The organism is Leucobacter sp. USHLN153, assembly GCF_037145615.1.
Lineage (GTDB): Bacteria > Actinomycetota > Actinomycetes > Actinomycetales > Microbacteriaceae > Leucobacter.
Map to the genome: position 1 here is coordinate 69664 of NZ_JBBCXE010000005.1, position 23504 is coordinate 93167.

Sequence of the window (23504 nt, forward strand, 5' to 3'; positions counted from 1 at the left end):
GCGGCCGAGCCGCCCGGCTGGTTCTCAGCAGCGAGCGCGTGTCGGTGACACTCGCACGACTGTACTGATGCAGCAAGCTGGTGTCGACGGCGCTGTGCAACGCCTACAAAAAAGTGAGGCGCAGGGGCTTCACGCCCCCGCGCCTCACTTCACAATCGCGACTTAGAGTGCGCGGATGTTGCTCGCCTGCAGACCCTTGGGGCCCTGCTCGACGTCGAACTCGACGCGCTGCTCTTCGAACAGGTCGCGACGGCCGTTGCCCTGGATCGCGCTGAAGTGCGCGAAGACGTCGGATGCTCCGTCATCAGGAGTGATGAAGCCGAAGCCCTTTTCGGAGTTGAACCATTTCACGGTGCCGGTGGCCATACTGTATTTCCTTTGTGTTGCTGGTCGCTGAGCGACCGAGATACCACGGCGACGGCGCCGACGTGGAGACTGGTAGCGTGCCGCAACAGTGCGGCAGTTAAAACGTGCTGGAGAATCCCCTACGTTCGGCATTACTGGTCTTACCCCCAAAGCCTATCCCAGCATTGCCGGAAGCGCGAGGGTTTCGTGGAAAAAGGGTGCGCCGGCATCACCCGGGCCCGGTTTGACTTTCTCGATCTGTAAGGTGATGCTACTTAAAGTCAGTCTGACTCGAAGTGGTGCCGGGTGGTGTGCATGCGGCAGGAGAGGCGCGCATGGATAGCTTCGCTGCGGCGAGCGCGAGCGAACGGCGCTTCATGCCGCCTGCGGTCGCCGTCTCGACCGTCGCCTTCGCACTGCAGCCGCCCGCCGGCGCGTATCGCATCGACGCCGACGACATTTCGCGGCGCGCTCCCGGGGGAGCGGGACGCGTCGCCGACGAGCCAGGAGGCGCGACCACCCTCTGGATTCCTCTGGTGCGCCGCACCCGTGCCCCGTTCCGCGGGCGCTGGGCGCTGCCGGGCGGGCCGACGCGCTGGAACGAAACGCTCGCTGACACGGCGCTGCGGTCGATTCGCGCGGCGACGCTGCACGCGCCCGGTTATCTCGAGCAGCTCTACGCCTTCGGCGGTATCGAACGCTCCGCGGACGCTCAGCGCCTCGTGACGATCGCCTACTGGGCGCTCTACGGCGAGGCTGACCTGGCCGAGGGCGGGGAGCGGCGCGAACCCGCGACGGCCGGGAGCGCTGCAGGTGGGACGCCGGGGATGAGCGGCGGGGGCCGGGCGGCGGGCGTCGGGCCGTTACGGCGCTGGGACGATCCGGCGCCGGCCGAAGGCGCTCTGAACGAGGCACCCGACGCTGCCGACGTTCCCGACGCTCCCGATGCACTCGCCGCTCCTGAGCCGCGAGTCGGCGAACTGCCTCATGACGAGAACGTCGCGTGGTGCTCGGCCGATCGCCTCCCGGAGCTCGCGTTCGATCACGAGGAGATCGTTTCGTACGCCCTCGCGCGGCTGCGAAGCAAGACCGAGTACGCCGCGGTCGCCCATCGCTTTCTCGGCGCGACCTTCACGATCGGCCAGCTGCGCGCCGTGTACGAGGCGGTGCTCGGGCGCGCTGTGGACCCCGCGAACTTTCGACGCCAAATGCTTGCGCAGGGCACGCTCGTCGACACCGGCGAGCGCGAAACCGGCACGCCGCATCGGCCCGCCCGCCTGTACCGCTTCCGCGAAGACGCGGCGCGCACCTTTCCCACTGATCGACCCGAGCCGAGGAGCACGACATGACGAGCGTTCACGAACTCATTCGCGGGGCCGTCTCCCGCGAGGAAGCTGCGGCCGAGGAATCCGGCGTTCCCGGGCTTTCGCTGCCCGGTGCCGCTCGGCCTCGATCGACTCGTCCGATCGCACTGCGGGCCGTCGGCGGATCGACCTGCGGTTCGGAGCTGGCCCAGGTTCCCTGGTCGTTCGACACCGCTCCGGGGTACGGGCCGGGGGCGTCGGTCGCCGACGCGATCCCGACCGACGCACCCCGGCAGGGCGTGCTGCCAGCGCGATACCGGGAGGCGAGCGAGGAGCAACTGCACGAGTGGATCGTCGAGGCGCGCGCGGAGCTCGGCGACCGGGTGCGGATCCTTGGCCACTTCTACCAGCGCGATGAGATCGTGCAGTACGCCGATTTCGTGGGCGACTCGTTCATGCTCGCGCAGGCGGCGAAGAGCAGCCCGGAGGCGGAGGCGTTCGTCTTTTGCGGCGTGCACTTTATGGCGGAGACCGCGGATATCCTCTCGGGACCAGAGCAGGCGGTGATCCTGCCCAACCTCGCGGCCGGGTGCTCGATGGCCGACATGGCGACGATCGAGCAGGTCGAGGAGTGCTGGCGCGAGCTGACCGAGGTGCTCGGGGAAGGATCCGATGGTCTGCAGAGCGTGATCCCGGTGACCTATATGAACTCTTCGGCCGCGATCAAAGCATTCTGCGGGCGCAATGGCGGGATCGTCTGCACGTCGTCGAACGCGCGCGCCGTGCTCGACTGGGCGTTCGCTCGCGGGCAGCGGGTCGTCTTCTTCCCCGACCAGCACCTCGGGCGCAACACCGCGACCGCGATGGGAGTCGCCGAGGAGCAGATGCCGCTGTGGCGGCCGCACCTGCCGCTCGGCGGAAACACGGCGGAGCAACTGCGCGACGCGTGGGTCATTCTGTGGAACGGCTTCTGCTCGGTGCACAAGCGCTTCTCGGTCGCGCAGATCGAGCAGGCGCGCGCGGAGCACCCTGGCGTGCGCGTTATCGTGCACCCGGAGTGCCCGGCTGCCGTCGTCGCGGCGGCGGACGGCGCGGGGTCGACCGAGTACATTCGGCGCGAGGTCGAGGCGGCTGAGCCCGGCAGCGTGATCGCGATCGGTACCGAGATCAACCTCGTGAACCGGCTGCAGCAGCAGCACCCCGAGCTCACCATCTTCTGCCTCGACCCGGTGGTGTGCCCCTGCTCGACGATGTATCGCATTCACCCGGCCTATCTCGCGTGGACTCTGGAGTCGCTGCTCGCCGGCGAGACCCCGAACCGCATTCGCGTGCCCGACGCGGTCGCCAGCGACTCGCGCGTCGCGCTCGAGCGGATGCTCGCGGCCCGGCCGTGATCGTCGTCGTCGGCTCGGGGGTCGCGGGGTGCTCCGCGGCGCTCGCGGCCGTGCGCGCTGGCGCGGACGTGACGCTCGTGACGGCGGGGTCGCTCGATGCTCGTGCGGCCGGCAACTCGCCGCTCGCGCAGGGCGGCGTCGCTGCGGCGATCGGGCCTGAGGATCGCGTGGCCGATCATCTGGCCGACACCCTCTCGGCGGGCGCGGGACTCACGGACGCTGTTGCTGCCGAACAGCTGGTGCGAGCGGGCGCTGAGGCGATGCGAGCGCTCTTGGCGGATGGTTTCGCAGCGGATCGGGATCGCGACGGGCACGTCATGCTCGGCCTCGAGGGCGCGCATGGCCGCCAACGCATTGTGCACGCCGGTGGGGATAGGACCGGGGCGGTGCTGCACGCGCACCTGACCGCGCGGGTGCGAGCGGCCGTCGATGCCGGCCTGATCGCGCTGCGGGAGTGGAGCGAGGTGTCGTCGCTCGTCGTGCAGGACGGCGCGGTCTGCGGGGTGGTGCTGCGCGATGCGGTGTCGCATGGACGCGGCCGTGGCCCGGCTTCGAGCGCTGCTGTCGCATCTGCTTTCAGGGCGAGTGATTCCGCGAACGGAGAGCTGTGCGGTGACGCGGTGGTGCTCGCGACGGGCGGGTATGCGTCGCTCTACTCCGTGAGCTCGAACCACCCGGGCGCTCGGGGGCAGGGCCTGCTGCTGGCCGCTCGTGCGGGGGCGATGCTCGCGGACCTCGAGTTCGTGCAGTTCCACCCGACGGTGCTCGCGCCGGTGAGCCGCGATGCGGCGTCCTCCGGGGCGAAGTGGCCTGGCGCGACGCTGCACGAGGGGGAGTTGTCGGGGCCGGAATATGCAGGGGCAGAGTATGCAGGGGCAGAGTCGCGTGCGCCGGGCTTTCTGATTTCTGAAGCGGTGCGCGGTGCCGGGGCGGTACTGCGCGATGGTTCGGGCGAGCGCTTCATGCGGGGTCGGCATGAGGCGGAGGAGCTCGCCCCGCGCGACGTGGTGGCGCTCGAGATACATCGTCGGATGCGGGAGCGCGGCGACAGCGCGGTGTGGCTTGACGCGACGCAGATCGAGGCTCGCGAGGGAGCGGGAGCCCTCGAGCGGCGCTTCCCCTCGCTCACCCGCGGACTCCTCGAGCGCGGCTGGGACTGGCGCCGAGAGGCCGTGCCGGTCGCGCCCGCGGCCCACTTCACGATGGGCGGCGTCGCGAGCGACCTCGACGGGCGCAGCAGTTTGCCCGGGCTCTTCGTCGCGGGGGAGGTCGCGGCGAACGGCGTGCACGGCGCCAACCGGCTCGCCTCGAACTCGCTGCTGGAGGGACTGGTGTTCGGCGAGCGCGCCGGCCTCGCCGCCGCGCGTCACGACCCCCGGCGCGACGCCTGGAACCTGCTCGGAGCCGGAATGCGTGCGCTCGTGCGCACCGCGCCCGCCGTGGAGATCCCCGGGCCCGCGACGCCGGGCGCGGCGCTCGCCGCGCCCGCGAGCACGGTTGCCCGCGCCCTGTCGCGGCACCTCGGCATCGAACGCGATGCCGAAGGCTTAGCTCTCGCGCGGCGAACGGCGAGCGCTGCGCTCGCGAATTCGGAGGAGCGCGACGCCGCTGAACTCGCGATCGCGATCGCGTTCGCCGCCGAAGCTCGAACGGAATCCCGGGGCGCACATCGGCGAGCAGACTTTCCCGAGCCGTCACCAGACGTTCCCGCCCGCCGCGCGCTGCGCCTGGCCTACCGCTCACCGCAGGCGGATGTCGCCGCCGCCATCACACACGTCGACCCCGCACACGAACCCAGGAGCGTACCCGCATGCTGACGAAAGCCCACATCGAATCCGTAGTCCGCGGCGCCCTCGCCGAGGACGCTCCCTGGGGCGACATCACCTCGGAGCTCGCTATCCCGGAAACCGCCACGCTGGCGACACGCCTGGTCGCGCGCGAGCCGGGAGTGTTCGCGGGCGGGGACGTGGTGGCCGAGACGTTCCGCCAGGTCGACGAGCGGGTACAGCTTGCGGACCTCCTCGCCGACGGAACTCGGTTCGCCGCGGGGGACACCCTCGCCCGCATCGAGGGACCGGCCCGGGGAGTGCTCACGGGAGAGCGCGTCGCGCTCAATTTCGCGCAGCGCATGAGCGGGATCGCGACGCTCACCTCGGAGTTCGTGGACGCCGTTGCCCACACCTCCGCACGCATCGCGGACACGAGGAAGACGACACCTGGGCTCCGCGCCCTCGAGAAGCACGCGGTGCGCGCGGGTGGCGGGAGCAACCACCGATTCGGCCTCTCCGACGCGATCATGATCAAGGACAACCACCTCGCGGCGCTCGGCGCGATCGACGACGCGACCACGACCGCCGCCCTGCGCCGGCTCCGCGCTGAAGCGGGCCACACGGTGTCGATCATCGTGGAGATCGACCGTCTCGACCAGTTGGACGCGGTGCTCGAGGCGGGCCCCACCGGCGTGCTCCTCGACAACTTCTCGACCGACGATCTCTCGCTCGCCGTTGCTCGCGTCGCGGGACGTGCCGTGACGGAGGCGAGCGGCGGCGTGCATCTCGGCTCTGTGGCCGCGATCGCGGAGACGGGGGTCGATGTGATCGCGGTCGGCCTCCTCACCCATGGCGCGCGCGCACTCGACCTCGGCCTCGACGCTGAGTAGCGGGGAATCGTGACGCTCGAGGGACGCCCGCGCGAGGTGGGCGCAGTGGACGCAGCGGTTGAGAGACAGGTCGGCACTGGGCCTGGGGCCAACGCCGAGGACGGAGGCTGGTATCTCGACGCCGCGGCGACGGCGCCGCTTCGAAGCGAGGCGCGGGCAGCGATGCTGGAGGTGCTCGCGGGCGACGCGGCGAACGCGTCGAGCGTGCACCAGGCCGGGTACCGGGCGCGAGTCACGCTCGATCGCGCGCGCTCCGACATCGCGGTCAGCTTCGGGGCGCGGGAGAGCGACCTCGTCTTCACGTCCGGCGGAACCGAGGCGAACAATCTCGCGATCATCGGCCTCGCGCTGGCGCGACCGCGCGGTCGGCACATCGTCACGACCCCGATCGAGCACCCGTCGGTTCTCGAGAGCTGCCGGTACCTCGAGCGCGTATTCGGCTTCGATCTCGACTTCGCGCCCGTCGACCCCGGAGGACGCGTGCTGATCGAGCCGTTCGAACGTCTGCTCCGTGACGACACCACGCTGGTCTCCGTCGGCCTCGCGAACGCCGAGGTCGGTACCGTGCAGGACGTGCCGCGTCTCGCTGCCGCGGCCCGAGCGCGCGGCGCCCTGGTCCACAGCGACGCGGTGCAGGCCGCGCCGTCGCTCCCGGTGGAGTTCGGCCGAGAGCCGGGCGGCGACGAATGGCCCGGGCTCGGCGTCGATGCGCTTTCGGTCGCCGCGCACAAGTTCGGGGGACCGCAGGGGGCCGGCGCGCTGTTCGTGCGCGGCGGGCTCGCGCTCGAGCCGCTCCTGCACGGTGGCGGGCAGGAGGGCGGGCGCCGCTCGGGCACCGAGAACGTCGCCGCGATCGCCGGCTTCGCCGCGGCGGTGCGAGCATCCCGCGAGAACGTGGGCCGGCGTGCCGCGGAGGTCATGGCGTCCCGTGACGCGCTGGTGACGCGCGTCCTCGCCGCGATTCCGAGCGCCCGGCTCACCGGCGACCCCGAGGAGCGTCTGCCCGGCCACGCATCGTTCGTGTTCCCCGGGGTGAGCGGCGAGTCTCTCCTCGTCGCACTCGACGCCGCGGGGGTCGCTGCGTCCTCGGGCTCGGCCTGCGCCGCTGGGCACGACGGGCCGTCGGAGGCGCTGCTCGCTCTCGGGATGCCCGCGGAGCTCGCCGACACCGCGGTGCGATTCACCCTGCCCGGGCCGATCCCCGAGCCGGTGGTCGAACGCATCGTTCGGGTTATTTCGGCCGAGGTCGAGGCCGGGGGACTCATGCGGCGTCCGCAGCCGGGTGCGGGAGGGAGCGCGTAGAGGGCGGGAGGCCCGCGATAAGCCGTTCGTACAGCGGCTGATCCGTCAGCCGACGGAGCATCAGCGACATCTCATGCGCCTCGTCGATCTCGAGCGCCGCGTCGAGCTGGCGCTGCGCGACCGTCTGGGTGCCGCTGAGCCACCACAACCACGAACTGAACGCGAGCAGGCCGGGCCGATGTTCGCGCGGGCACGCGCTGAGCGCGTCGAGGAGTCGTCGTTGCAGCGGGGGCAAACGCGCGTGCTCGGTGAACTCCGGGCAGATGCTTGCGAGCAGCCGGTAGATCGACCACCCGGGAGGCGGCGAGTGCATTCCGCGTCGGCACACCCCATCGGTATCGACGGGGCCGTGCGCGCAGGTCGCTGCCCAACCCGCAGCGGCGGTCATTTCGCGGAGCTCCTGCGTGCTGCGAGCGGTGCCGAGACCGCGGTCGAGATCCAGGTCGATCGGCACGCCGATGAAGTTGCCGAGCGGGTGCTCGTGCCCGAGTTCCACGGGGAAATCCGGCCGCGTGAGCACGCCCATCGCCAGGACGAGCCAGCGATCGGAGTCGGTGGTGCAGCGTATGAGCTCGGCAATGCACAATGCGTCGAGATCTTCCTCACCGAGCAGGGTGCGCGTCACCTCCGCAGTGTCTTTCATCCAGGCGAGCGCCCGATGGGCGAGGTTCCCGGCCCCGGGAGAGAGCGGGGGGTCACTCTCCGGGGCCGGGAAGTCTGGGGCCGCGAACCCTGCGAAGGCGGCGGCGACCTCCGCGGCGCGCTGCGCGTCGACCTCGGGGATCGCGCCGAGGGAGGCGAGGGGCTCGGGCCGCGGGCCGAGCTGCTCGAGATCGGCGGCGATCGGGCTCGCCGAGATCTCGCTGAGCGGCCGGCCCGAGCGCGGGGCGCGCGGGTCAAGGAAACTCACCCAGCCGTCGGCCGCCAGCACGCAGAGCTCGCGCACGGCGACGCGATCTCGGCGCAGTCGTCGCTCGATGCGGCGGGCGAGTCGGCGCCACGGGGCGTCGCCGAGCGCGGAGAACGTGTCGTCGGTCGAGATGACGATGGCGAGCGCGCACGGTAATCCGCTGGAACTCTCGATGTCGCTCGCAAGCTCGCTGATGAAGTCGAGGATCGCCCGTGAGTCCTGCGGCTCCTCGGTCTCGGGGAGATCGATCCGCACGGCTTGCCCGGAGCGCGAGCCCGAAAAGCAGACGACGAAGATGCTGTTGCATGCCGTGAACCCCGTCAGTCGGGGAAGCGCGGCAAGGAAATCGGCGGTGGTGGTGCACCGGACGACGGGGCGGGGATCGTGCAGCGTGTGAGTCATGCCCCGATCCTGCGCCGCCGCGAAGCGCTATTCGGGGTTATGCACAGCGCTCGCTCCGGAAGCCGCACAGGGACGCAAAATCGCAGCCTGTGCACACATCATCAGCTCAGACCGCGGCGAGACCGCAGCAGCACACTTCAGTCGCGACCCGCGGCAACACCGCGAATCGACTACGCGCGCTGCGCCTCCACCTGAGCGAGATCGGCCTCCAGCGCGACCCAGCCGAGCATCGCGCACTTCACGCGCATCACGTACTTCGAGACGCCCTGCAGCGCGACGGCGTCGCCGAGCAGTTCCTCGTCGGGCTCGCCCTCGCCGCGCGACTGGATCATCTCCCGGAACGCGCCCACGCGCTCGCGTGCGTCTTCGATCGTGAGCGTCTCGTCGCGCACGAGCTGGGAGAGGATCGACGCCGAGGCCATTGAGATGGAGCAACCCTGACCCTCCCACGCGAGCTGTTCAATTCGACCCGTCTCGGGGTCGACCGCGATCGACAGGTCGATCTCGTCACCGCAGCTCGGGTTGAACTCGTGGTGCGACGCCGTGAGCGACTCAGCGGCGGCCTGCAGCTCGCCCTTGCCGATCGGCCGCTTCGAGTGGTCGAGAATCAGCTCTTGGTACAGTCCGTCGAGCGCGCTCACGCCGACACCTCCGCTCCGAAGTACCGCTGTGCGCCGCGGAGCGCGTCGAGGAACCGATCCACCTCGTCTTCGGTCGTCGTCACATGCACGCTGGCCCGGGTGCTCGACGTGATGCCGAGTGCACGGTGCAGCGGCTGTGCGCAGTGGTGCCCGACGCGCACCAGAACGCCCTGGTCGTCGAGATACTGGCCTACATCGTGCGCGTGCACCCCATCGACCGACACCGCGGCGAGCGCCACACGCTGCGTCGTGTCGGCGGGGCCGAGCAGGCGCAGCCCGGGGGTCTCAGCAATACCTGCGACCAACCGCTCGACAAGCTCGTGCTCGCGTGCCGCCACGCGCTCCATGCCGATGTCCTCGAGGTACGCGACCGCGGCGCAGAGACCGACGACCTGGGACACCGGCTGCGTGCCGGGCTCGAAGCGCTGCGGAGCCGGCATGAAGAGGGCGCTCTCCATCGTCACCTTCGTGATCGCCGAGCCGCCGGTGCGCGATGGCGGCAGCGCGTCGAGCATCTCGGCGCGACCGTAGAGCACGCCGATGCCGTTCGGCCCGAGCATCTTGTGGCCGGAGAAGGCGGCGAAGTCGACGCCGAGCGCGCCGAAATCGACGGGGATGTGCGGCACGGATTGGCAGGCGTCGAGCACGGTGATGGCGCCGGCCGCGCGCGCGAGCTCGACGAGCTCCGCGACCGGAGCGACAAGGCCCGTGACATTCGAGACGTGCCCGAACGCGAAGATGCGCGTGCGGTCGGTGAGGGCTTCCCGCGCGTCGTCGAGCGTCCAAGTGCCGTCTTCGCGAGCGGGAATGTACTTCAGTGCGGCGCCGGTCTTCGCGGCGAGACGCTGCCACGGGATCAGGTTCGCGTGGTGCTCCGCCTCGGTCACGAGAATTTCATCGCCCGGCTCGAGTCGATATCGCTCGCTCCCCGCGACTCCGAGCCCCGCGTTCGCCTCGCCGATGCCGAGCGCCACGAGATTCAGCGCGTCGGTCGCGTTTTCAGCCCACACGATCTGCTCCGGCGTCGCGGCCCCCACGAAGCGAGCGACCGCCGCGCGAGCTCCCTCGAAGGCCGCGGTGGCCTCGCCGACTGCGCCGCTCGTGCCTCGGTGCACCGCCGCGTTCGCGGTTTCGAGGAACCGGCGTTCGGCGTCGAGCACGCGGGCCGGGCGCTGCGAGGTCGCCGCCGAGTCCAGGTACGCAGCGGGTTCGTCGCGCTGGTCGTTCGCCGCGAAGTACGGGAATCCGGCGCGCAGTTCCGCGATGTCCGCGCCGGTGAGCGCGGCGGTCTGAGCGAGAGCAGGCATGTTCTCCATTCTTCCACCTGATGGGTGGGGCTGCCGATGTCCCGTGCAACGTGCACTGGACGCACAGTATTCCGCGCCGCGCGATCCGCCCGCCCCCGCAACGCTGGCCGCGCTCAGGCCTGTTCGCTTCGCGCCGCCACCGAGACGGGCGCCGTGTTGCGCCCGGTTCCCGCGCGATCCCGTGGCCTGCTGAGCGGCCAGTTCACGGCTCCCGCGACAAGCGCGAGCGCAGCCGCCGCGAGCGGGAGCGTTAGCGCGGCCCGCGTGCCGAGCTCCGCCGCGATGGTCCCCGTCACCGCAGCGCCCGCGGCCTGCCCGACCATGAGCGCCGAGCCGAGCATCGTCATCACCGTCGCCGAACGGCCGACCGGGCTCCGCTGCGCACCGAAGCTGTACAGCGTCACGAGCAGCGGCCCGATGCCGACGCCCATCACCGCAAGGCCGGCAACCATGAGCGGCAGGTTGTCCGCGAACTGCACCATCAGCGTGCCCGCAACGATGCACGCCGCGAAGACCGGCCACCGCGCGCGTAGGGAGAAACGCGGCGGGAGGAGCGCGACGCCGATCGCGAAAATAGCGGATCCGACGCCCATCGCGCCATAGACGAGGCCCGCGCTCTCGGCGCTGCCGCGATCCTGCATGAACGACGTCAGCGAGGTGAGCGTCGTACCGAAGCACAGACCCACCGTCGTGATGCCCGCGACCGTGATGAGCAGCGCCGGTCGCCGCAGCTCAGCAGCCGGCGCGAGCACCGCGGCGCGCTCCTCAGCCGACAGATCGGGGGCCGCGGTTCGATGCAGCGCGAAGGCCGTGACGAAGAGCAGGGTGAGGATCGCCGCACCCACGATCGGCGCCCCCGCGCCGAGGGCGGTTGCGAGCGCTCCCACGATGACGGGGCCGAACACGAAGATGACCTCGTCGGCAGCCGACTCGTACGCCATGAGGTTCGAGAGCGTGCGGGGTCGACGCTGCGGCGGGATGTCGTGCGACACGATCGCCACGAGCCTCGTGCGCGACATCGGAGAGATCTGCGGCACGGTCGCGCCCGTGAGAAAGGACACGATGAAGAGCAGCCACACGGGCGCGGGCGAGAACGCCATCCAGGCGAGCACACCGAGCAGCGCACTGTTGATCACGGCGGTGATGAGCAGCGTGGGCCGCTGACCGTAGCGATCCGCCGCGGCGCCGATGAGCGGCCCGAAGCACGCGACACCGATGCCGACCATGGCCGAGTTCACGCCGCCGAGCTCGACGGAGCCGCGCGCCGAGACGACGAGGGTGAGCACGCCGATCACCATCATGGCGAACGGCAGTCGGGCGACGAGCGCGAGCGGGAAGTACGCTTTCCCGGCGCGCGAGATGAGCGACGGCGCGTTCGAAGACGGGGCCGGGCTGTGGGAAGTGCTCGCAGGGTGCATAGCCGACCGAGTCTACCAGTCACGCGGGTGAGCGGGGCGGATCGCGGGTCGGCCGCTGCGGGTGCGCGCCGAGGCGCTGTGCTGCGCTGTTGTCTCTCGGCGTCGCGCTCTGTCCGGTCGTGGGGCGCGCCGATCGCGCATCGGCGCGCCGGGCTCAGCGGGATCGCCGGGCTCAGCGGGATCGAACCCATGCGCCGCCTACGATGGGGGGATGATCCTCCTCGCCGCGACCCCCATCGGCAACCTCGGCGACGCCTCGGCGCGCCTGCGCAGCACGCTCGAGGAGGCGACCGTCGTCGCGGCGGAGGACACGCGGCACACGGCACAGCTGCTGCGGCTGCTCGGCATCGAGAACCGGCCCGAGCTGATCGCGCTGCACGATCATAACGAGAATGAGCGCGCCGCGAGCCTCGTGGAGCGGGCGCGTTCGGAAGACATCGTGCTCGTGAGCGACGCGGGCATGCCGACGGTCTCCGACCCGGGGTTCCGCGTCGTGCAGCTCGCCGCGGAGTCGGGGGTACCCGTCACTGCGATCCCGGGCCCGAGCGCGGTCATCACGGCCCTTGCCGTTGCGGGCCTCCCCACGGACCGCTTCGCCTTCGAGGGTTTTCTACCGCGCAAATCGGGCGAGCGAGGCAAGGTGCTGCGTGAGCTCGCTCCCGAGCGGCGGACGCTCGTGTTCTTCGAAGCGCCGACTCGATTGGCGACGACGCTCGCCGACCTAGCAGGGGCCTTCGGATCGGAGCGGCGCGCGGCGGTCTGCAGGGAGTTGACGAAGTTGCACGAGGAGGTGCGCCGGGGGAGTCTCGAGGAGCTGGCGGCCTGGGCCGCCGACGGGGTGCGCGGCGAGATCGTGGTTGTGGTCGGCGGTGCGGAGGCGAGTGAGGTGTCGCCGGAGGCCGCGCTCGCCGAAGTGCAGGAGCGCGTGCGGGGTGGCGAGCGGCTGAAAGACGCCACTCGGGCCGTTTCCGAGGCGACCGGACTCTCTGCGCGAGAGCTCTATGCAGCGGCGCTCGCCGATCGCGCCTGAGGGGGTCGGCGTACCGCGATTTTGACTGATTTTGCAGCGGAGCGATACTGCATCTTCCGAGGCTCGTGCAGGACTCCCATAGGAGTCTCTCAGCGGACAGGCAGACCCGTGCGCGATACTCGTGATGCACCTCCGGCCGTTTGCGCGCATTTCTTTGCGGGACCGGCCGCCCCCGCGAATCGAAGGACTGCTATCACCGTGAAATTGACGCGCGCTCTCGCTCCGGTCGCCCTCACCGGCGCACTGCTGATGGTCGGCTGCGCCGGCGGAGGTTCGGCGAACGCCGATGCCTCGGGAACCGACTGCCTCGCCGAGGGGGACGCCAGCGCGAGCATCAAGGTTTCCGGTTCAGTCGGTGATGATCTGAAGCTCACCTCGAAGACGCCCGTCTCCGCGAAGGAGGTGCAGCGCTCGGTCCTGACCGAGGGCTCGGGCGATGTGGTCGAGAAGGGTCAGACGGTGCAGACGTCGATGACCCTCTTCAACGGCTCGGACGGCTCCGTGCTGCAGCAGCTTCCCGCCAGCGCGGTGACGCTCGACGAGAACCAGCTGAACGGCTGGGCCTATGAGGGCGTGCGATGCGCGACCAAGGGCGAGCAGATTGCGCTCGCCGCGCCGTACAAGGAAGTCTTCGGCGACACGGATCCGGCGCAGAGCGGGCTCGAGGGTGTCACGAAGAAGGACTCCCTCGTGATCGTGATGGAGTTCGGTGAGATCAAGGACGCCGATGAGGCTGCGGCCGCCGCTGGCGAGCCCGGCACGCTGAGCGACGACGAGTTGCTGCAGAAGGCCGAGGGCAAGGCGGTTGCCGCTCCCGAGGGGTTCCCGGAGGTCGAGCTCGCTGAGAACGGTGAGCCGACGATCACAATCCCGAAGGGTCTCAAGGCTCCCGACAAGCTGAAGATCGCCACGCTGATCGAGGGCAAGGGTGAGGAAGTGCAGCCCGGCGACCGCGTCTACGTGAACTACCGCGGCGTGATCTGGCGCACCGGCGAGGAATTTGACTCGAGCTGGAGCCGCGGCGAACCGATCGACTTCCTGACGACCGGCGTGATCGGCGGTTTCCAGAAGGCGCTCGAGGGGCAGAAGGTCGGCTCCCAGGTGATCTCGGTCGTGCCGGCTGAAGACGGCGGCTACGGCGCTGCCGCGCTGAAGCAGCAGGGGCACAAGGCGGACGACGTCATGGTGTTCGTGCTCGACATTCTCGGCACCGTCCACGCTGACGACGCGAAGGCTTCGGACGAGAAGTAGGCTTCGGCGCTTCTTCTGAGCGAATGCCCCTGGCACCCACGCGGTACCGGGGGCATTCGTGTGCGTATGCGCCTCTGTGCGTCTTTCGCGCGTCGTTCCGTGCGTCGTCGCGTGCGGTTCGTCGCCTGTTCCCTTTGTATCTTTCGTGCGTCGTCCCGTGCGCTTCGTCCCCTGTGTATCTTCGGCTGTGCTTCGCCTGACCCGATGCGTATCGGTGGCCCCGGCTAGCCTGGACCCATGAAACGCGTCATCATCCTGGGATCAACCGGTTCCATCGGCGAGCAAACGCTCGATGTCATTCGCAAGTTTCCGTCGCGGTATCAGGTGTCGGGCATCATCGCGGGGTCGCGCGCGGATCGGATGCGCGAGCAGGCCGAGGAGTTCAACGTCGAGCACACGGGACTCGGCGCGGCCGAGGCGGTGCGCATGATCCGCGACGTCCAGGCCGACGTGGTGGTCAACGGCATTACGGGCTCGGTCGGTCTCGGCCCGACGATCGCGGCGCTGAAAGAGGGGCGCACGCTGGCGCTCGCGAACAAGGAATCGCTGATCGTCGGGGGCGACCTCGTCACGGGCCTCGCCGCGCCCGGCCAGATCGTGCCCGTCGACTCCGAGCACTCCGCGATTGCCCAGGCACTGCGCTCCGGCAACGCGGGCGAGGTGCGTCGGCTGATCCTGACGGCATCCGGAGGGCCGTTCCGTGGGCGAACGCGCGGTGAGCTGCGAGACGTCACCCCGGAGCAGGCATCGGCCCACCCGACCTGGAATATGGGTCGCGTCGTCACGACGAATTCGGCGACCCTCATGAACAAGGGCCTCGAGGTCATCGAGGCGCACCTGCTCTTCGGAGTGTCTTACGGAGACATCGAGGTCGTGGTGCATCCGCAGTCGATCGTGCACTCGATGGTCGAGTTCGTGGATGGGTCGACGATTGCGCAAGCATCCCCACCCGACATGCGGCTGCCGATCGCGCTCGGGCTGTCGTGGCCTGATCGCCTCGCCGGCGTCGGGGCTCCGCTCGACTGGCGTTCGGCGAGTGCGTGGGAGTTCGAACCGCTCGACACCGAGACCTTTCCCGCGGTGGCACTCGCGAAGGAGGTCGGTCGGGCGCGCCTCACGTATCCGGCGGCCTTCAACGCCGCGAACGAGGAGGCCGTCGATGCCTTCCACGCCGGTCGCATCGGCTTCCTCGACATCGTCGACATCGTGCGCGACGTGGTCGAGGCACACACCGCGCCGACGGCGCTCACGCTCGAAGCGCTGGGCGAAGCGGAATGCTGGGCCCGCGAGCGGGCGCAGCAGGTTATCGCGGCCCGCTCTCGTTGACGGCGAAGTCGGGGGAGCCTCCCCGAAACTCCACAGCGCCGCGCAGTAGCCTGAGCAAGTGACTGAGGTGCTGCTCTACGTGCTCGGAATCCTGATCTTCGTGGTCGGGCTCGCCGTTTCCATCGGCCTGCACGAGATCGGGCACCTCGTTCCCGCAAAGCTCTTCGGCGTCAAGGTGACCCAGTACATGCTGGGCTTCGGGCGCACGATCTGGTCGAAGCGCCGCGGCGAGACCGAGTACGGGGTCAAAATGATCCCCCTCGGCGGCTACGTTGCGATGACCGGAATGTACCCGCCGAAGCCCGGCGAGGCGCCCCGAGCGTCGACCACAGGGTTCCTGAATACCGTGGTGCAGGAGGGGACGCCGCGCGGCGCCTCGAGCGCAGTCGCTACGGCGGATGATCTGGAGCAGGGCGAGGCGCCGGAGCGGAAGCGCGGCGTCGTCGGGATGGTCGAGGATGCGCGGCTTGCGAGCGCGCAGTCGATCGCGGCGGGGGAGGACCACCGCACCTTCTACAGACTTCCGCCGTGGAAGAAGATCATCATCATGCTCGGTGGCCCGATCATGAACCTCGTGCTGGCGTTCGTGTTCTTCGCGATCGTGCTGGTCGGCTTCGGCGTGCCGCAGAACAGCACCACGCTCGGCCAGGTGAGTGAGTGCCTCGTGCCCGCGTCGAGCACGGCGACGCAATGCGGCACCGGCGATCCCGCCGCTCCCGCTGCCGCGGCCGGTTTGCGCCCGGGGGATCGGATCCTCTCGGTTGACGGGACGAAGATCGCGAGCTGGGAGCAATTCCGCACGCTCGTTGCAAAGTCACCCGACGACGCGCTCAGCGTGCGGATCGAGCGCGACGGTGGCGAGCAGACCGTCGACCTCACCCCGGTCGAGAACGCGCGCGCCGTGACCGACGCGGTCGGCAAGGTCGTGACGAACGCTGATGGATCGGTGCGCACCGAGGTCGTCGGCATGATCGGCGCGACGCCCGCGAGCGAGAACGTTCGCCAGCCAATTACGGAGGTGCCGGCGTTCGTCGGCGAAAACGTGAAGAGCGTCGCGGGCATCATCGTGCGGCTACCGCAGCGCATGGTCGACGTGTGGAACGCCGCCTTCGGCTCGGAGGCCCGCGATCCGAACGGGCCGATCAGCGTCGTCGGCGTCGGCCGCATGGCGGGTGAGATCGCGAGCCTCGAGGACGCGCCGGTGGCGGCCCGCGCGCAAACGATGATCGGGCTCGTCGGCTCGCTGAACGTCGCGCTCTTCGTCTTCAACCTCGTGCCACTGATGCCGCTCGACGGTGGCCACATCATCGGGGCGCTCTACGAGTGGCTGAAGCGCGGCTTCGCGCGCCTGCGCGGGAAGCCGGATCCCGGTCCGATCGACACGGCGAAGATGGTGCCGATCACGATGGCGGTCGCGATCGTGTTGGGCGCAATGACGGTGCTGCTCGTCTACGCCGACATCGTGAAGCCGGTGTCGCTCTTCGGGTAAGCCGGGCGTAAGCTCGCTGCGTGTCGTTCGCAGCGCGTTCGCTGCGCTGCGCTGTGCTCGGGATGACGCCAGGACCCGCGGGTAGACTCTCGGTCGTGCCAGCAGTCAACTTGGGGATGCCGAAGGTCGCGGAGGTTCTTGCCCCGCGCCGCAAGTCCCGCGCCATTCAGGTCGGTTCCGTGACGGTCGGAGGCGACGCTCCCGTGTCGGTGCAGTCGATGACCACCACGCCGACCACCGACATCAACGCGACGCTGCAGCAGATCGCCGAACTCACCGCTGCCGGGTGCGACATCGTGCGCGTCGCCTGCCCGAGCCGTGATGACGCCGAGGCGCTTCCGATCATCGCGAAGAAGAGCCAGATCCCCGTGATCGCCGACATCCACTTCCAACCGAACTACGTATACGCCGCGATCGACGCGGGCTGCGCCGCGGTGCGAGTGAACCCGGGCAACATCCGGAAGTTCGACGATCAGGTCGGGGAGATCGCCCGTCGTGCGCAGGCCGCTGGCGTGTCGCTCCGCATCGGCGTGAACGCGGGGTCGCTCGATCCGCGACTGCTCGAGAAGTACGGCAAGGCGACTCCCGAGGCACTCGTGGAGAGCGCGGTGTGGGAGGCGTCGCTCTTCGAGGAGCACGACTTCCATGACTTCAAGATCTCGGTCAAGCACAACGACCCGATCGTCATGGTGAAGGCGTACCGACAGCTCGCGGAGCGGGGCGACTGGCCGTTGCACCTCGGCGTCACCGAGGCCGGCCCGGCGTTTCAGGGGACGATCAAGAGCGCGACCGCGTTCGGGATTCTGCTCTCCGAAGGCATCGGCGACACCATTCGTGTGTCGCTTTCGGCCCCGCCGGTCGAAGAGGTGAAGGTCGGCCTGCAGATTCTGCAGTCGCTGAATCTCCGGGAGCGGAAGCTCGAGATCGTATCGTGCCCCTCGTGCGGCCGCGCGCAGGTCGACGTCTACACGCTTGCCGAGGAGGTCACTGAGGGCCTCGCTGGCATGACCGTGCCGCTGCGAGTCGCCGTCATGGGGTGCGTGGTGAACGGTCCGGGCGAGGCGCGCGAGGCCGATCTCGGCGTCGCCTCGGGCAACGGCAAGGGCCAGATCTTCGTGAAAGGTGAGGTCATTAAGACCGTGCCCGAGTCCGAGATCGTCGCGACGCTGATCGCGGAGGCCAGCCGCCTCGCCGACGAAATGCCCGCGTCGGCCGGCACCGGCGCGCCGGAGGTCGTCACGGCGTAGCGCACGGCCCGCGCACCGCGCGCCTTGCGCTCCCGCCGGGCTCATTCCGCGCCGATGGGACGCGGGTGGCCGTTTCCCGCGGGAATAGCGGCCACGCGCGTCCCATCGATGACGAAACCAGGGCCCGCGCTGCTCCGTAGACTGGGCGCGTGACCAACGACAGCGCCGACTCCCTCACCGAACCCCTGAACCAGCTCCTCGACGAGGCGGGGATCTCGTCGCAGCGCACCCTGATTCGCCGCATCCTCAGCGCGGGCATCGGGCTCGGCCATGACGACGCCGAGCGGCTCGACCTCAAGATCACCGCCGCGGCCGTCGAAGAGATGCGCGCGGCCTTCCGCCTCTTCGCGCCCTACCGCGGCATCCCGAAGGTCACGATCTTCGGATCCGCGCGCACGCAATCGCACGACCCGCTGTGGCGGAGCGCCGAGTCCGTCGCGCGCGAGCTCGCGTCACAGGGGTGGATGGTCGTGACCGGCGCCGGGCCGGGAATCATGGAGGCCGCGGCGACGGGCGCCGGCCCGGAGCGCTCGCTCGGTATCTCCATTCGGCTCCCATTCGAGGAGTCGCCGTTGGACGCCGCGAGCGACGCCGATCACCACGTCGCGATGAAGTACTTCTTCACCCGCAAGCTCATGCTCATGAAGGAGTCGCGCGGCTTCGTCTGCCTCCCCGGTGGTTTCGGCACCATGGACGAGACGTTCGAGCTGCTCACGCTGCAGCAGACCGGCAAGATGGAGCCGCAGCCGATCGTGCTGCTCGATCGGCCCGGGGGCACCTACTGGCGGGGCTTCGCCCGGTTCGTGACCGAGGAACTCGCGGGATCGGGCCTCATCGCCGTGAACGACCTCGATCGGGTGCTGATCACGGACTCGCCCGAGGCCGCCATCGCCGAAGTGACCGGGTTCTGGCGCAACTACGACTCGCTGCGGTGGCAGCACGACCAGCTCGTGCTGCGCCTCCGAGCTGAGCCGACCGATGCCGAGCTCGCGGATCTCAACGAGCGCTTCTCCGGGCTCTGCGAAGCCGGCGCGATCGAGCGCTCGGAACCGCTCGCCTCGGAGGTCGCCGACGACGACGTGCTCCACCTCCCGCGTCTCGTGCTCACGCCGCGGAGGCGGGCGGTGGGGGACCTGTACCGGCTGATCCGTGCGCTCGGGGAGCTCGGGAGCGCCCCGAAGACGGCTCCGAACGGGCTCGAACCGGCGGATCGCGGCGAGGCCGCCTAACGCCCGACGTACGCCGCAAGGTGCTCGCCGGTCAGCGTCGACTGCGCCGCGACCAGATCCACGGGCGTTCCCTCGAACACGATTGTGCCGCCCTGCTGCCCGGCCCTGGGGCCGAGGTCGATGATCCAGTCGGCGTGCGCCATCACCGCCTGATGGTGCTCGATCACGATGACGCTCTTGCCCGCATCGACGAGCCGGTCGAGCAGCCCGAGCAACTGCTCCACGTCAGCGAGGTGGAGGCCCGTGGTCGGCTCGTCGAGTACGTAGATATCGGCGTCCTCCAGCATGTGGATCGCGAGCTTTAGCCGCTGCCGCTCGCCGCCCGAGAGCGTGGAGAGCGGCTGGCCCAGCTTGATGTAGCCGATGCCGACGTCGACGAGGCGTCCGAGGATTTTCACCGCCTTCGGGATCTTCGTGTCGGGGGCCGAAAAGAACTCGAGCGCCTCAGCCATGGACAGGTCGAGCACGTCCGCGATGCTCTTGCCACCGAAGGCGTACTCGAGCACCTCGGCCGCGAAGCGGCGACCCTCGCACACTTCGCAGACGCTTTCCATCGTCGCCATCATGCCGAGGTCGGTGAAGATGATGCCTGCTCCCTTGCACTCGGGGCAGGCCCCCTCCGAGTTGGCGCTGAAGAGGGCCGGCTTCACGCCGTTCGCCTTCGCGAACGCGGTGCGCACCGGGTCGAGGAGACCCGTGTAGGTCGCGGGATTGGATCGGCGCGACCCCTTGATCGCGCCCTGGTCGACGGCGACCACTCCTTCTCGGTTGGCGACGTAGTTCGAGATGAGCGTGCTCTTGCCTGAGCCCGCGACCCCGGTCACCGCGCAGAGGACACCGAGAGGCACGTCGACGTCGATGTTCTGCAGGTTGTGCCGATCCGCGCCCCGCACCTCGAGGGCACCATTCGCCGAGCGCACCGACTCCTTGAGCCGTGCCCGGTCGTCGAGGTGCTTGCCTGTGAGCGTGCCCGACGCTCGGAGGCCGTCGACAGTGCCCTCGAAGCAAATCTCGCCGCCGCCACTGCCCGCGTGCGGGCCGAGGTCGACCACGTGGTCGGCGATCGCGATCATCTCGGGCTTATGCTCGACGACGAGCACGGTGTTGCCCTTATCGCGGAGCTTCAGCAGCAGCTGATTCATGCGTTGCATGTCGTGGGGGTGGAGCCCGATCGAAGGTTCGTCGAAGACGTAGGTCGCGTCGGTAATGGGGGAGCCGAGGTGCCGGATCATCTTCGTGCGCTGCGACTCGCCGCCTGACAGCGTGCCGGTCGGGCGCTCCAGGCTGAGGTACCCGAGCCCGATCTGCACGAACGAGTCGAGCGTGTCGACGAGTTTCACGATGAGCGGTGCGAGGCCCGGGTCGGTGATGCCGCGCACCCACTCGGCGAGGTCGGTGATCTGCATCGCGCAGACGTCGGCGATCGACTTGCCTGCGACCTTCGAGGAGCGCGCCGTCTCGTTCAGTCGCGTTCCGTCGCAGTCGGGGCAGTCGTGGAACACGATCGCGCGATCCACGAACGCGCGGATGTGCGGCTGCATCGCCTCGCGATCTTTGGAGAGCATCGACTTCTGGATGCGCGGAATCAAGCCCTCGTACGTGAGGTTGACGCCCTCGACTTTGATCTTGGTCGGCTCCTTGTAGAGCAGGTCTTCGCGCTCGCGCTCCGTGTACGTGCCGATCGGCTTGTCCATGTCGAAGAGGTCGGCGAAGAGGCGCCCCCACCAGCCATCCATGCTGTAGCCGGGCACCTTTAGCGCGCCCTCATTGAGCGACTTCTCCGCGTCATACAGCTCGTCGAGCGCGAAGTCGCTCACCGACCCTCGCCCCTCGCACGTCGGGCACATGCCGCCGAGAATCTCGAAGCTCCTCCGCTCCTTGACCTTCTTGCCGCCCTTCTCAATTGTGACGGCCCCGGCCCCGCTGATCGAGGCGACGTTGAAGGAGAACGCGTTGGGGGAACCGATGCGTGGGCTGCCGAGGCGCGAGAAGATGATGCGCAGCATCGCATTGACATCGGTGGCCGTGCCGACGGTCGACCGCGGGTTCGCGCCCATGCGCTCCTGATCGACGATGATCGCCGTGGTGAGCCCCTCGAGCACGTCGACGTCGGGGCGGCTCTGCGAGGGCATGAACCCCTGCACGAACGCGCTGTAGGTTTCGTTGATGAGGCGCTGGGACTCCGCGGCGATCGTGCCGAACACGAGCGAGCTCTTACCCGAGCCCGAGACGCCCGTAAATGCGGTGAGGCGGCGCTTGGGGAGGTCGACGCTGACGTCCTTGAGGTTGTGCTCGCGTGCGCCCTGCACTCGGATGCGATCGTGCGAGTCTGCGATGTGCGTGGTGGTCATGGAGTCAGCGTAATCGGAGCCGCCAACATTGCACTTCTTCATTCGTGATCGGTTCGAGGGTCGACTTGCTAGGGTCGTCGCATGCCCCTTCCCGAGACCTGGATGCCGCAGCGCCGCGAAGACGGCGAGCTGGTCGGCTGGATCGTGCCACAAGGTGACGGGTTCGTCACGCACGACCTGCTGGGACGCGCGCGGCAGGAGGCACCGCTCGACTGGCTCGACGCGGAGGAAGACCTCGAGAACCTCGGGATCGGTTACCTCGCCGAAATATACGCGCTGCGCACGGGCGCGGGCGAGTGGGTGCGCGTGCGCGTCGTCGAGGTCTCGACCGACGGCATCGGGCTCAAGGACGACGACTTCGGAGACATCGGAGCTCCGGTCTCGAGCTATCGCCTTCCGTTCCCCGTCGGCGACCGGCTCGTGCCTCTCGCTGATGCGCCCGCCCCGGTGCGCAGCCTGATGAGCTGACGCGTGCCGAATCCGGGGCCCAGCGCGCGCGAGCCAGAGACCAGCGTGTCCGCGCTACCAGCGCTCGCCGCGCTGTCGGTATGCCTCATGGCGCCCGCGTGGTTCGTGCTGCACTGGATCTGGCTCGGGATCGCGCTCGGCGTCGTGGGCCTCGCGCTCGCCGCGGTTGCGGGTCGCACGGCTCAGCGGCGCGCGCAGGCGCCCGCACCGGCTCGAACGGGCGTCGCGGCTCCCCGCCCGCCGTCACTCCTCCGCGACCTCTCCCTCATCGTCATCGGGCTCGGCATCGTCCGAACGATTCCGCTCGCAGCGCAGCTCGACACCTGGTCCATGGTGAAGTTCACACTCGCACTCGGCGGGGCGGTCGCGGTGCCGTACGTCGTCTCGCGGTTCGTCTACCGAGATCGCGCGACCGGCTTCCCGTGGCTCGGGAGCGCTGGCGGATCGCGGGGCGCGCGATGGACGACCGCGCAATGGGCCTGGCTCGCGGCGGTGCTGGTGCTCGGGTGGCTGATCCTGCCCTGGTATTTCATCAGCTCGGGCGTCTACCAGAACTGGCCGGTCGTCGACACGCCGAATCTCGTCGCCCGGCTGTTCATCGGAGTCGGTGCGGTCGGGATCTGGGACGAACTGTTCTTCATCTGCACGGTGTTCGCCGTGCTGCTGAGGCACTTCCCGGCGTGGGCCGCGAACGTGCTGCAGTCGATCGTCTTCGTGTCGTTCTTGTGGGAGCTCGGTTACCGCGCGTGGGGGCCGATCCTCACGATTCCGTTCGCGCTTGTGCAGGGGTACATCTTCTTACGCACCCGGTCGCTCACGTACGTCGTCACGGTGCACCTGCTGTTCGACGCGGTGGTGTTTGCGGTGTTGGTCTACGCGCACAACCCAGCGCTATTCAACATCTTTCCGACCGCGCCGTAGCGGTCAGCGGGCGCGAGCAAGCGGCAGGCGGTTAGCCCGCCAGCAGCGCGGCGATCCTGCGCACCGCGAACTCGTAGCCCTGCACACCGCAGCCGACGATGACGCAGGCAGCGACGCCGGAGATGTACGAGTGGTGGCGGAACTCCTCGCGCGCGTGCACGTTCGAGATGTGCACCTCGGCGGTCGGCAGCGCGACCCCGGAGATCGCATCGCGGAGCGCGATCGAGGTGTGCGTGAAGGCGCCCGGGTTGATGATGATGGCGGCGCAGTCCTCGCGGGCCTCGTGGATCGCATCGACGAGCGCACCCTCGTGGTTGCTCTGCACGGCTCGCACCTCGAGGCCGAACTCCGCGGCGACGCGCGACGTGAGTGCCTCGACGTCGGCGAGCGTGTCCTCCCCGTAGACCTCGGGCTCGCGGGTGCCCAACAGATTGAGGTTCGGCCCGTTCACCAGCAGGATCCGCCTGGTCATGATGCACCCCTTCGTTCGGCACTCCTCTTCTCATGGTA

General features: G+C 69.3%; 20 protein-coding genes. 13 read left to right on the forward strand and 7 right to left on the reverse strand.

Translation table 11 applies throughout. The annotated features are described in order from the left end of the window. Positions 1–162: 162 nt before the first annotated feature. The gene (locus WFH00_RS10215; protein WP_336660733.1) at positions 163–366 is read right to left on the reverse strand and encodes a cold-shock protein; all 204 of its coding nucleotides are present in this window, start codon (positions 364–366) and stop codon (positions 163–165) included. Between the two features lie 314 nt (positions 367–680). Between WFH00_RS10215 and WFH00_RS10220 the strand changes: the two genes are divergently transcribed. The 5 genes from WFH00_RS10220 to WFH00_RS10240 are packed head-to-tail and all read left to right on the forward strand — an operon-like array spanning position 681 to position 7004. Then, complete coding sequence (locus tag WFH00_RS10220; protein ID WP_336660734.1) at positions 681–1694, forward strand: NUDIX hydrolase; 1014 nt, start codon at positions 681–683, stop codon at positions 1692–1694. Next, positions 1691–3043, forward strand: a complete 1353-nt coding sequence (nadA, locus tag WFH00_RS10225) for a quinolinate synthase NadA (protein WP_336660735.1) — start codon at positions 1691–1693, stop codon at positions 3041–3043. The genes WFH00_RS10220 and nadA overlap by 4 nt, the downstream gene beginning before the upstream one ends. Next, positions 3040–4860 carry an L-aspartate oxidase gene (locus WFH00_RS10230; RefSeq protein WP_336660736.1) on the forward strand — a complete coding sequence of 607 codons (1821 nt, stop codon included), beginning with the start codon at positions 3040–3042 and terminating at the stop codon, positions 4858–4860. The genes nadA and WFH00_RS10230 overlap by 4 nt, the downstream gene beginning before the upstream one ends. Further along, entirely contained in the window at positions 4854–5702 is an 849-nt protein-coding gene (nadC, locus tag WFH00_RS10235; protein WP_336660737.1) for a carboxylating nicotinate-nucleotide diphosphorylase, read from the forward strand. The genes WFH00_RS10230 and nadC overlap by 7 nt, the downstream gene beginning before the upstream one ends. A gap of 45 nt (positions 5703–5747) precedes the next feature. Beyond that, complete coding sequence (locus tag WFH00_RS10240; RefSeq protein ID WP_336660738.1) at positions 5748–7004, forward strand: cysteine desulfurase family protein; 1257 nt, start codon at positions 5748–5750, stop codon at positions 7002–7004. Here the strand turns inward: WFH00_RS10240 and WFH00_RS10245 are convergent. The 4 genes from WFH00_RS10245 to WFH00_RS10260 form a co-directional block, all read right to left on the reverse strand. Beyond that, a complete protein-coding gene (locus WFH00_RS10245; protein ID WP_336660739.1) occupies positions 6964–8316 on the reverse strand; it encodes a DUF4192 family protein in 1353 nt (450 codons plus the stop codon). The genes WFH00_RS10240 and WFH00_RS10245 overlap by 41 nt on opposite strands. A gap of 170 nt (positions 8317–8486) precedes the next feature. Further along, entirely contained in the window at positions 8487–8957 is a 471-nt protein-coding gene (gene sufU / locus WFH00_RS10250; protein WP_336660740.1) for a Fe-S cluster assembly sulfur transfer protein SufU, read from the reverse strand. Continuing rightward, positions 8954–10273, reverse strand: coding sequence for an aminotransferase class V-fold PLP-dependent enzyme (locus WFH00_RS10255; RefSeq protein WP_336660741.1), 1320 nt, complete (start codon positions 10271–10273; stop codon positions 8954–8956). Before WFH00_RS10255 ends, sufU begins: the two co-directional genes overlap by 4 nt. 104 nt (positions 10274–10377) lie before the next feature. Then, positions 10378–11682 (reverse strand): MFS transporter, encoded by a 1305-nt coding sequence (locus tag WFH00_RS10260; protein ID WP_336660742.1) that lies wholly within the window; start codon positions 11680–11682, stop codon positions 10378–10380. 211 nt (positions 11683–11893) lie between these two features. On the opposite strand from WFH00_RS10260, the gene rsmI reads away from it, so the two are divergent. The 6 genes from rsmI to WFH00_RS10290 all read left to right on the forward strand — a co-directional run bounded on the left by rsmI (position 11894) and on the right by WFH00_RS10290 (position 19254). Then, complete coding sequence (gene rsmI / locus WFH00_RS10265) at positions 11894–12712, forward strand: 16S rRNA (cytidine(1402)-2'-O)-methyltransferase (RefSeq protein WP_336660743.1); 819 nt, start codon at positions 11894–11896, stop codon at positions 12710–12712. A 198-nt stretch (positions 12713–12910) separates the two neighbouring features. Beyond that, positions 12911–13963 (forward strand): FKBP-type peptidyl-prolyl cis-trans isomerase, encoded by a 1053-nt coding sequence (locus tag WFH00_RS10270; RefSeq protein ID WP_336660744.1) that lies wholly within the window; start codon positions 12911–12913, stop codon positions 13961–13963. A 237-nt stretch (positions 13964–14200) separates the two neighbouring features. Continuing rightward, positions 14201–15289 carry a 1-deoxy-D-xylulose-5-phosphate reductoisomerase gene (gene dxr, locus WFH00_RS10275; protein ID WP_336660745.1) on the forward strand — a complete coding sequence of 363 codons (1089 nt, stop codon included), beginning with the start codon at positions 14201–14203 and terminating at the stop codon, positions 15287–15289. A 58-nt stretch (positions 15290–15347) separates the two neighbouring features. After that, positions 15348–16778: a M50 family metallopeptidase gene (locus WFH00_RS10280; protein WP_336660746.1), complete on the forward strand. Its 1431-nt coding sequence runs from the start codon at positions 15348–15350 to the stop codon at positions 16776–16778. 116 nt (positions 16779–16894) lie between these two features. Further along, positions 16895–18025 (forward strand): flavodoxin-dependent (E)-4-hydroxy-3-methylbut-2-enyl-diphosphate synthase, encoded by a 1131-nt coding sequence (gene ispG / locus WFH00_RS10285; protein ID WP_336660831.1) that lies wholly within the window; start codon positions 16895–16897, stop codon positions 18023–18025. Positions 18026–18174: 149 nt separating this feature from the next. Then, on the forward strand, positions 18175–19254 hold the full coding sequence (locus WFH00_RS10290) for a TIGR00730 family Rossman fold protein (protein ID WP_336660747.1): 1080 nt from the start codon (positions 18175–18177) through the stop codon (positions 19252–19254). Here the strand turns inward: WFH00_RS10290 and WFH00_RS10295 are convergent. Further along, entirely contained in the window at positions 19251–21605 is a 2355-nt protein-coding gene (locus WFH00_RS10295) for an excinuclease ABC subunit UvrA (protein WP_336660748.1), read from the reverse strand. The two genes, WFH00_RS10290 and WFH00_RS10295, sit on opposite strands and share 4 nt — an antisense overlap. 81 nt (positions 21606–21686) lie before the next feature. Between WFH00_RS10295 and WFH00_RS10300 the strand changes: the two genes are divergently transcribed. Together WFH00_RS10300 and WFH00_RS10305 are read left to right on the forward strand one after the other, a co-directional pair. After that, complete coding sequence (locus tag WFH00_RS10300) at positions 21687–22073, forward strand: hypothetical protein (RefSeq protein ID WP_336660749.1); 387 nt, start codon at positions 21687–21689, stop codon at positions 22071–22073. Between the two features lie 87 nt (positions 22074–22160). Continuing rightward, positions 22161–22994 (forward strand): CPBP family intramembrane glutamic endopeptidase, encoded by an 834-nt coding sequence (locus WFH00_RS10305; RefSeq protein WP_336660832.1) that lies wholly within the window; start codon positions 22161–22163, stop codon positions 22992–22994. Positions 22995–23025: 31 nt separating this feature from the next. Here WFH00_RS10305 and aroQ read toward each other — a convergent pair whose 3' ends face one another. Then, complete coding sequence (gene aroQ / locus WFH00_RS10310; RefSeq protein WP_336660750.1) at positions 23026–23466, reverse strand: type II 3-dehydroquinate dehydratase; 441 nt, start codon at positions 23464–23466, stop codon at positions 23026–23028. Positions 23467–23504 lie beyond the last annotated feature (38 nt).

Bases quoted from the DNA above. Each gene is read 5' to 3' on its own strand.
- WFH00_RS10215 (WP_336660733.1), bottom strand. From the start codon at position 366: ATGGCCACCGGCACCGTGAAATGGTTCAACTCCGAAAAGGGCTTCGGC.
- WFH00_RS10220 (WP_336660734.1), top strand. From the start codon at position 681: ATGGATAGCTTCGCTGCGGCGAGCGCGAGCGAACGGCGCTTCATGCCG.
- nadA (WP_336660735.1), top strand. From the start codon at position 1,691: ATGACGAGCGTTCACGAACTCATTCGCGGGGCCGTCTCCCGCGAGGAA.
- nadC (WP_336660737.1), top strand. From the start codon at position 4,854: ATGCTGACGAAAGCCCACATCGAATCCGTAGTCCGCGGCGCCCTCGCC.
- WFH00_RS10245 (WP_336660739.1), bottom strand. From the start codon at position 8,316: ATGACTCACACGCTGCACGATCCCCGCCCCGTCGTCCGGTGCACCACC.
- WFH00_RS10255 (WP_336660741.1), bottom strand. From the start codon at position 10,273: ATGGAGAACATGCCTGCTCTCGCTCAGACCGCCGCGCTCACCGGCGCG.
- WFH00_RS10260 (WP_336660742.1), bottom strand. From the start codon at position 11,682: ATGCACCCTGCGAGCACTTCCCACAGCCCGGCCCCGTCTTCGAACGCG.
- rsmI (WP_336660743.1), top strand. From the start codon at position 11,894: ATGATCCTCCTCGCCGCGACCCCCATCGGCAACCTCGGCGACGCCTCG.
- dxr (WP_336660745.1), top strand. From the start codon at position 14,201: ATGAAACGCGTCATCATCCTGGGATCAACCGGTTCCATCGGCGAGCAA.
- ispG (WP_336660831.1), top strand. From the start codon at position 16,895: ATGCCGAAGGTCGCGGAGGTTCTTGCCCCGCGCCGCAAGTCCCGCGCC.
- WFH00_RS10295 (WP_336660748.1), bottom strand. From the start codon at position 21,605: ATGACCACCACGCACATCGCAGACTCGCACGATCGCATCCGAGTGCAG.
- WFH00_RS10300 (WP_336660749.1), top strand. From the start codon at position 21,687: ATGCCCCTTCCCGAGACCTGGATGCCGCAGCGCCGCGAAGACGGCGAG.
- WFH00_RS10305 (WP_336660832.1), top strand. From the start codon at position 22,161: ATGGCGCCCGCGTGGTTCGTGCTGCACTGGATCTGGCTCGGGATCGCG.
- aroQ (WP_336660750.1), bottom strand. From the start codon at position 23,466: ATGACCAGGCGGATCCTGCTGGTGAACGGGCCGAACCTCAATCTGTTG.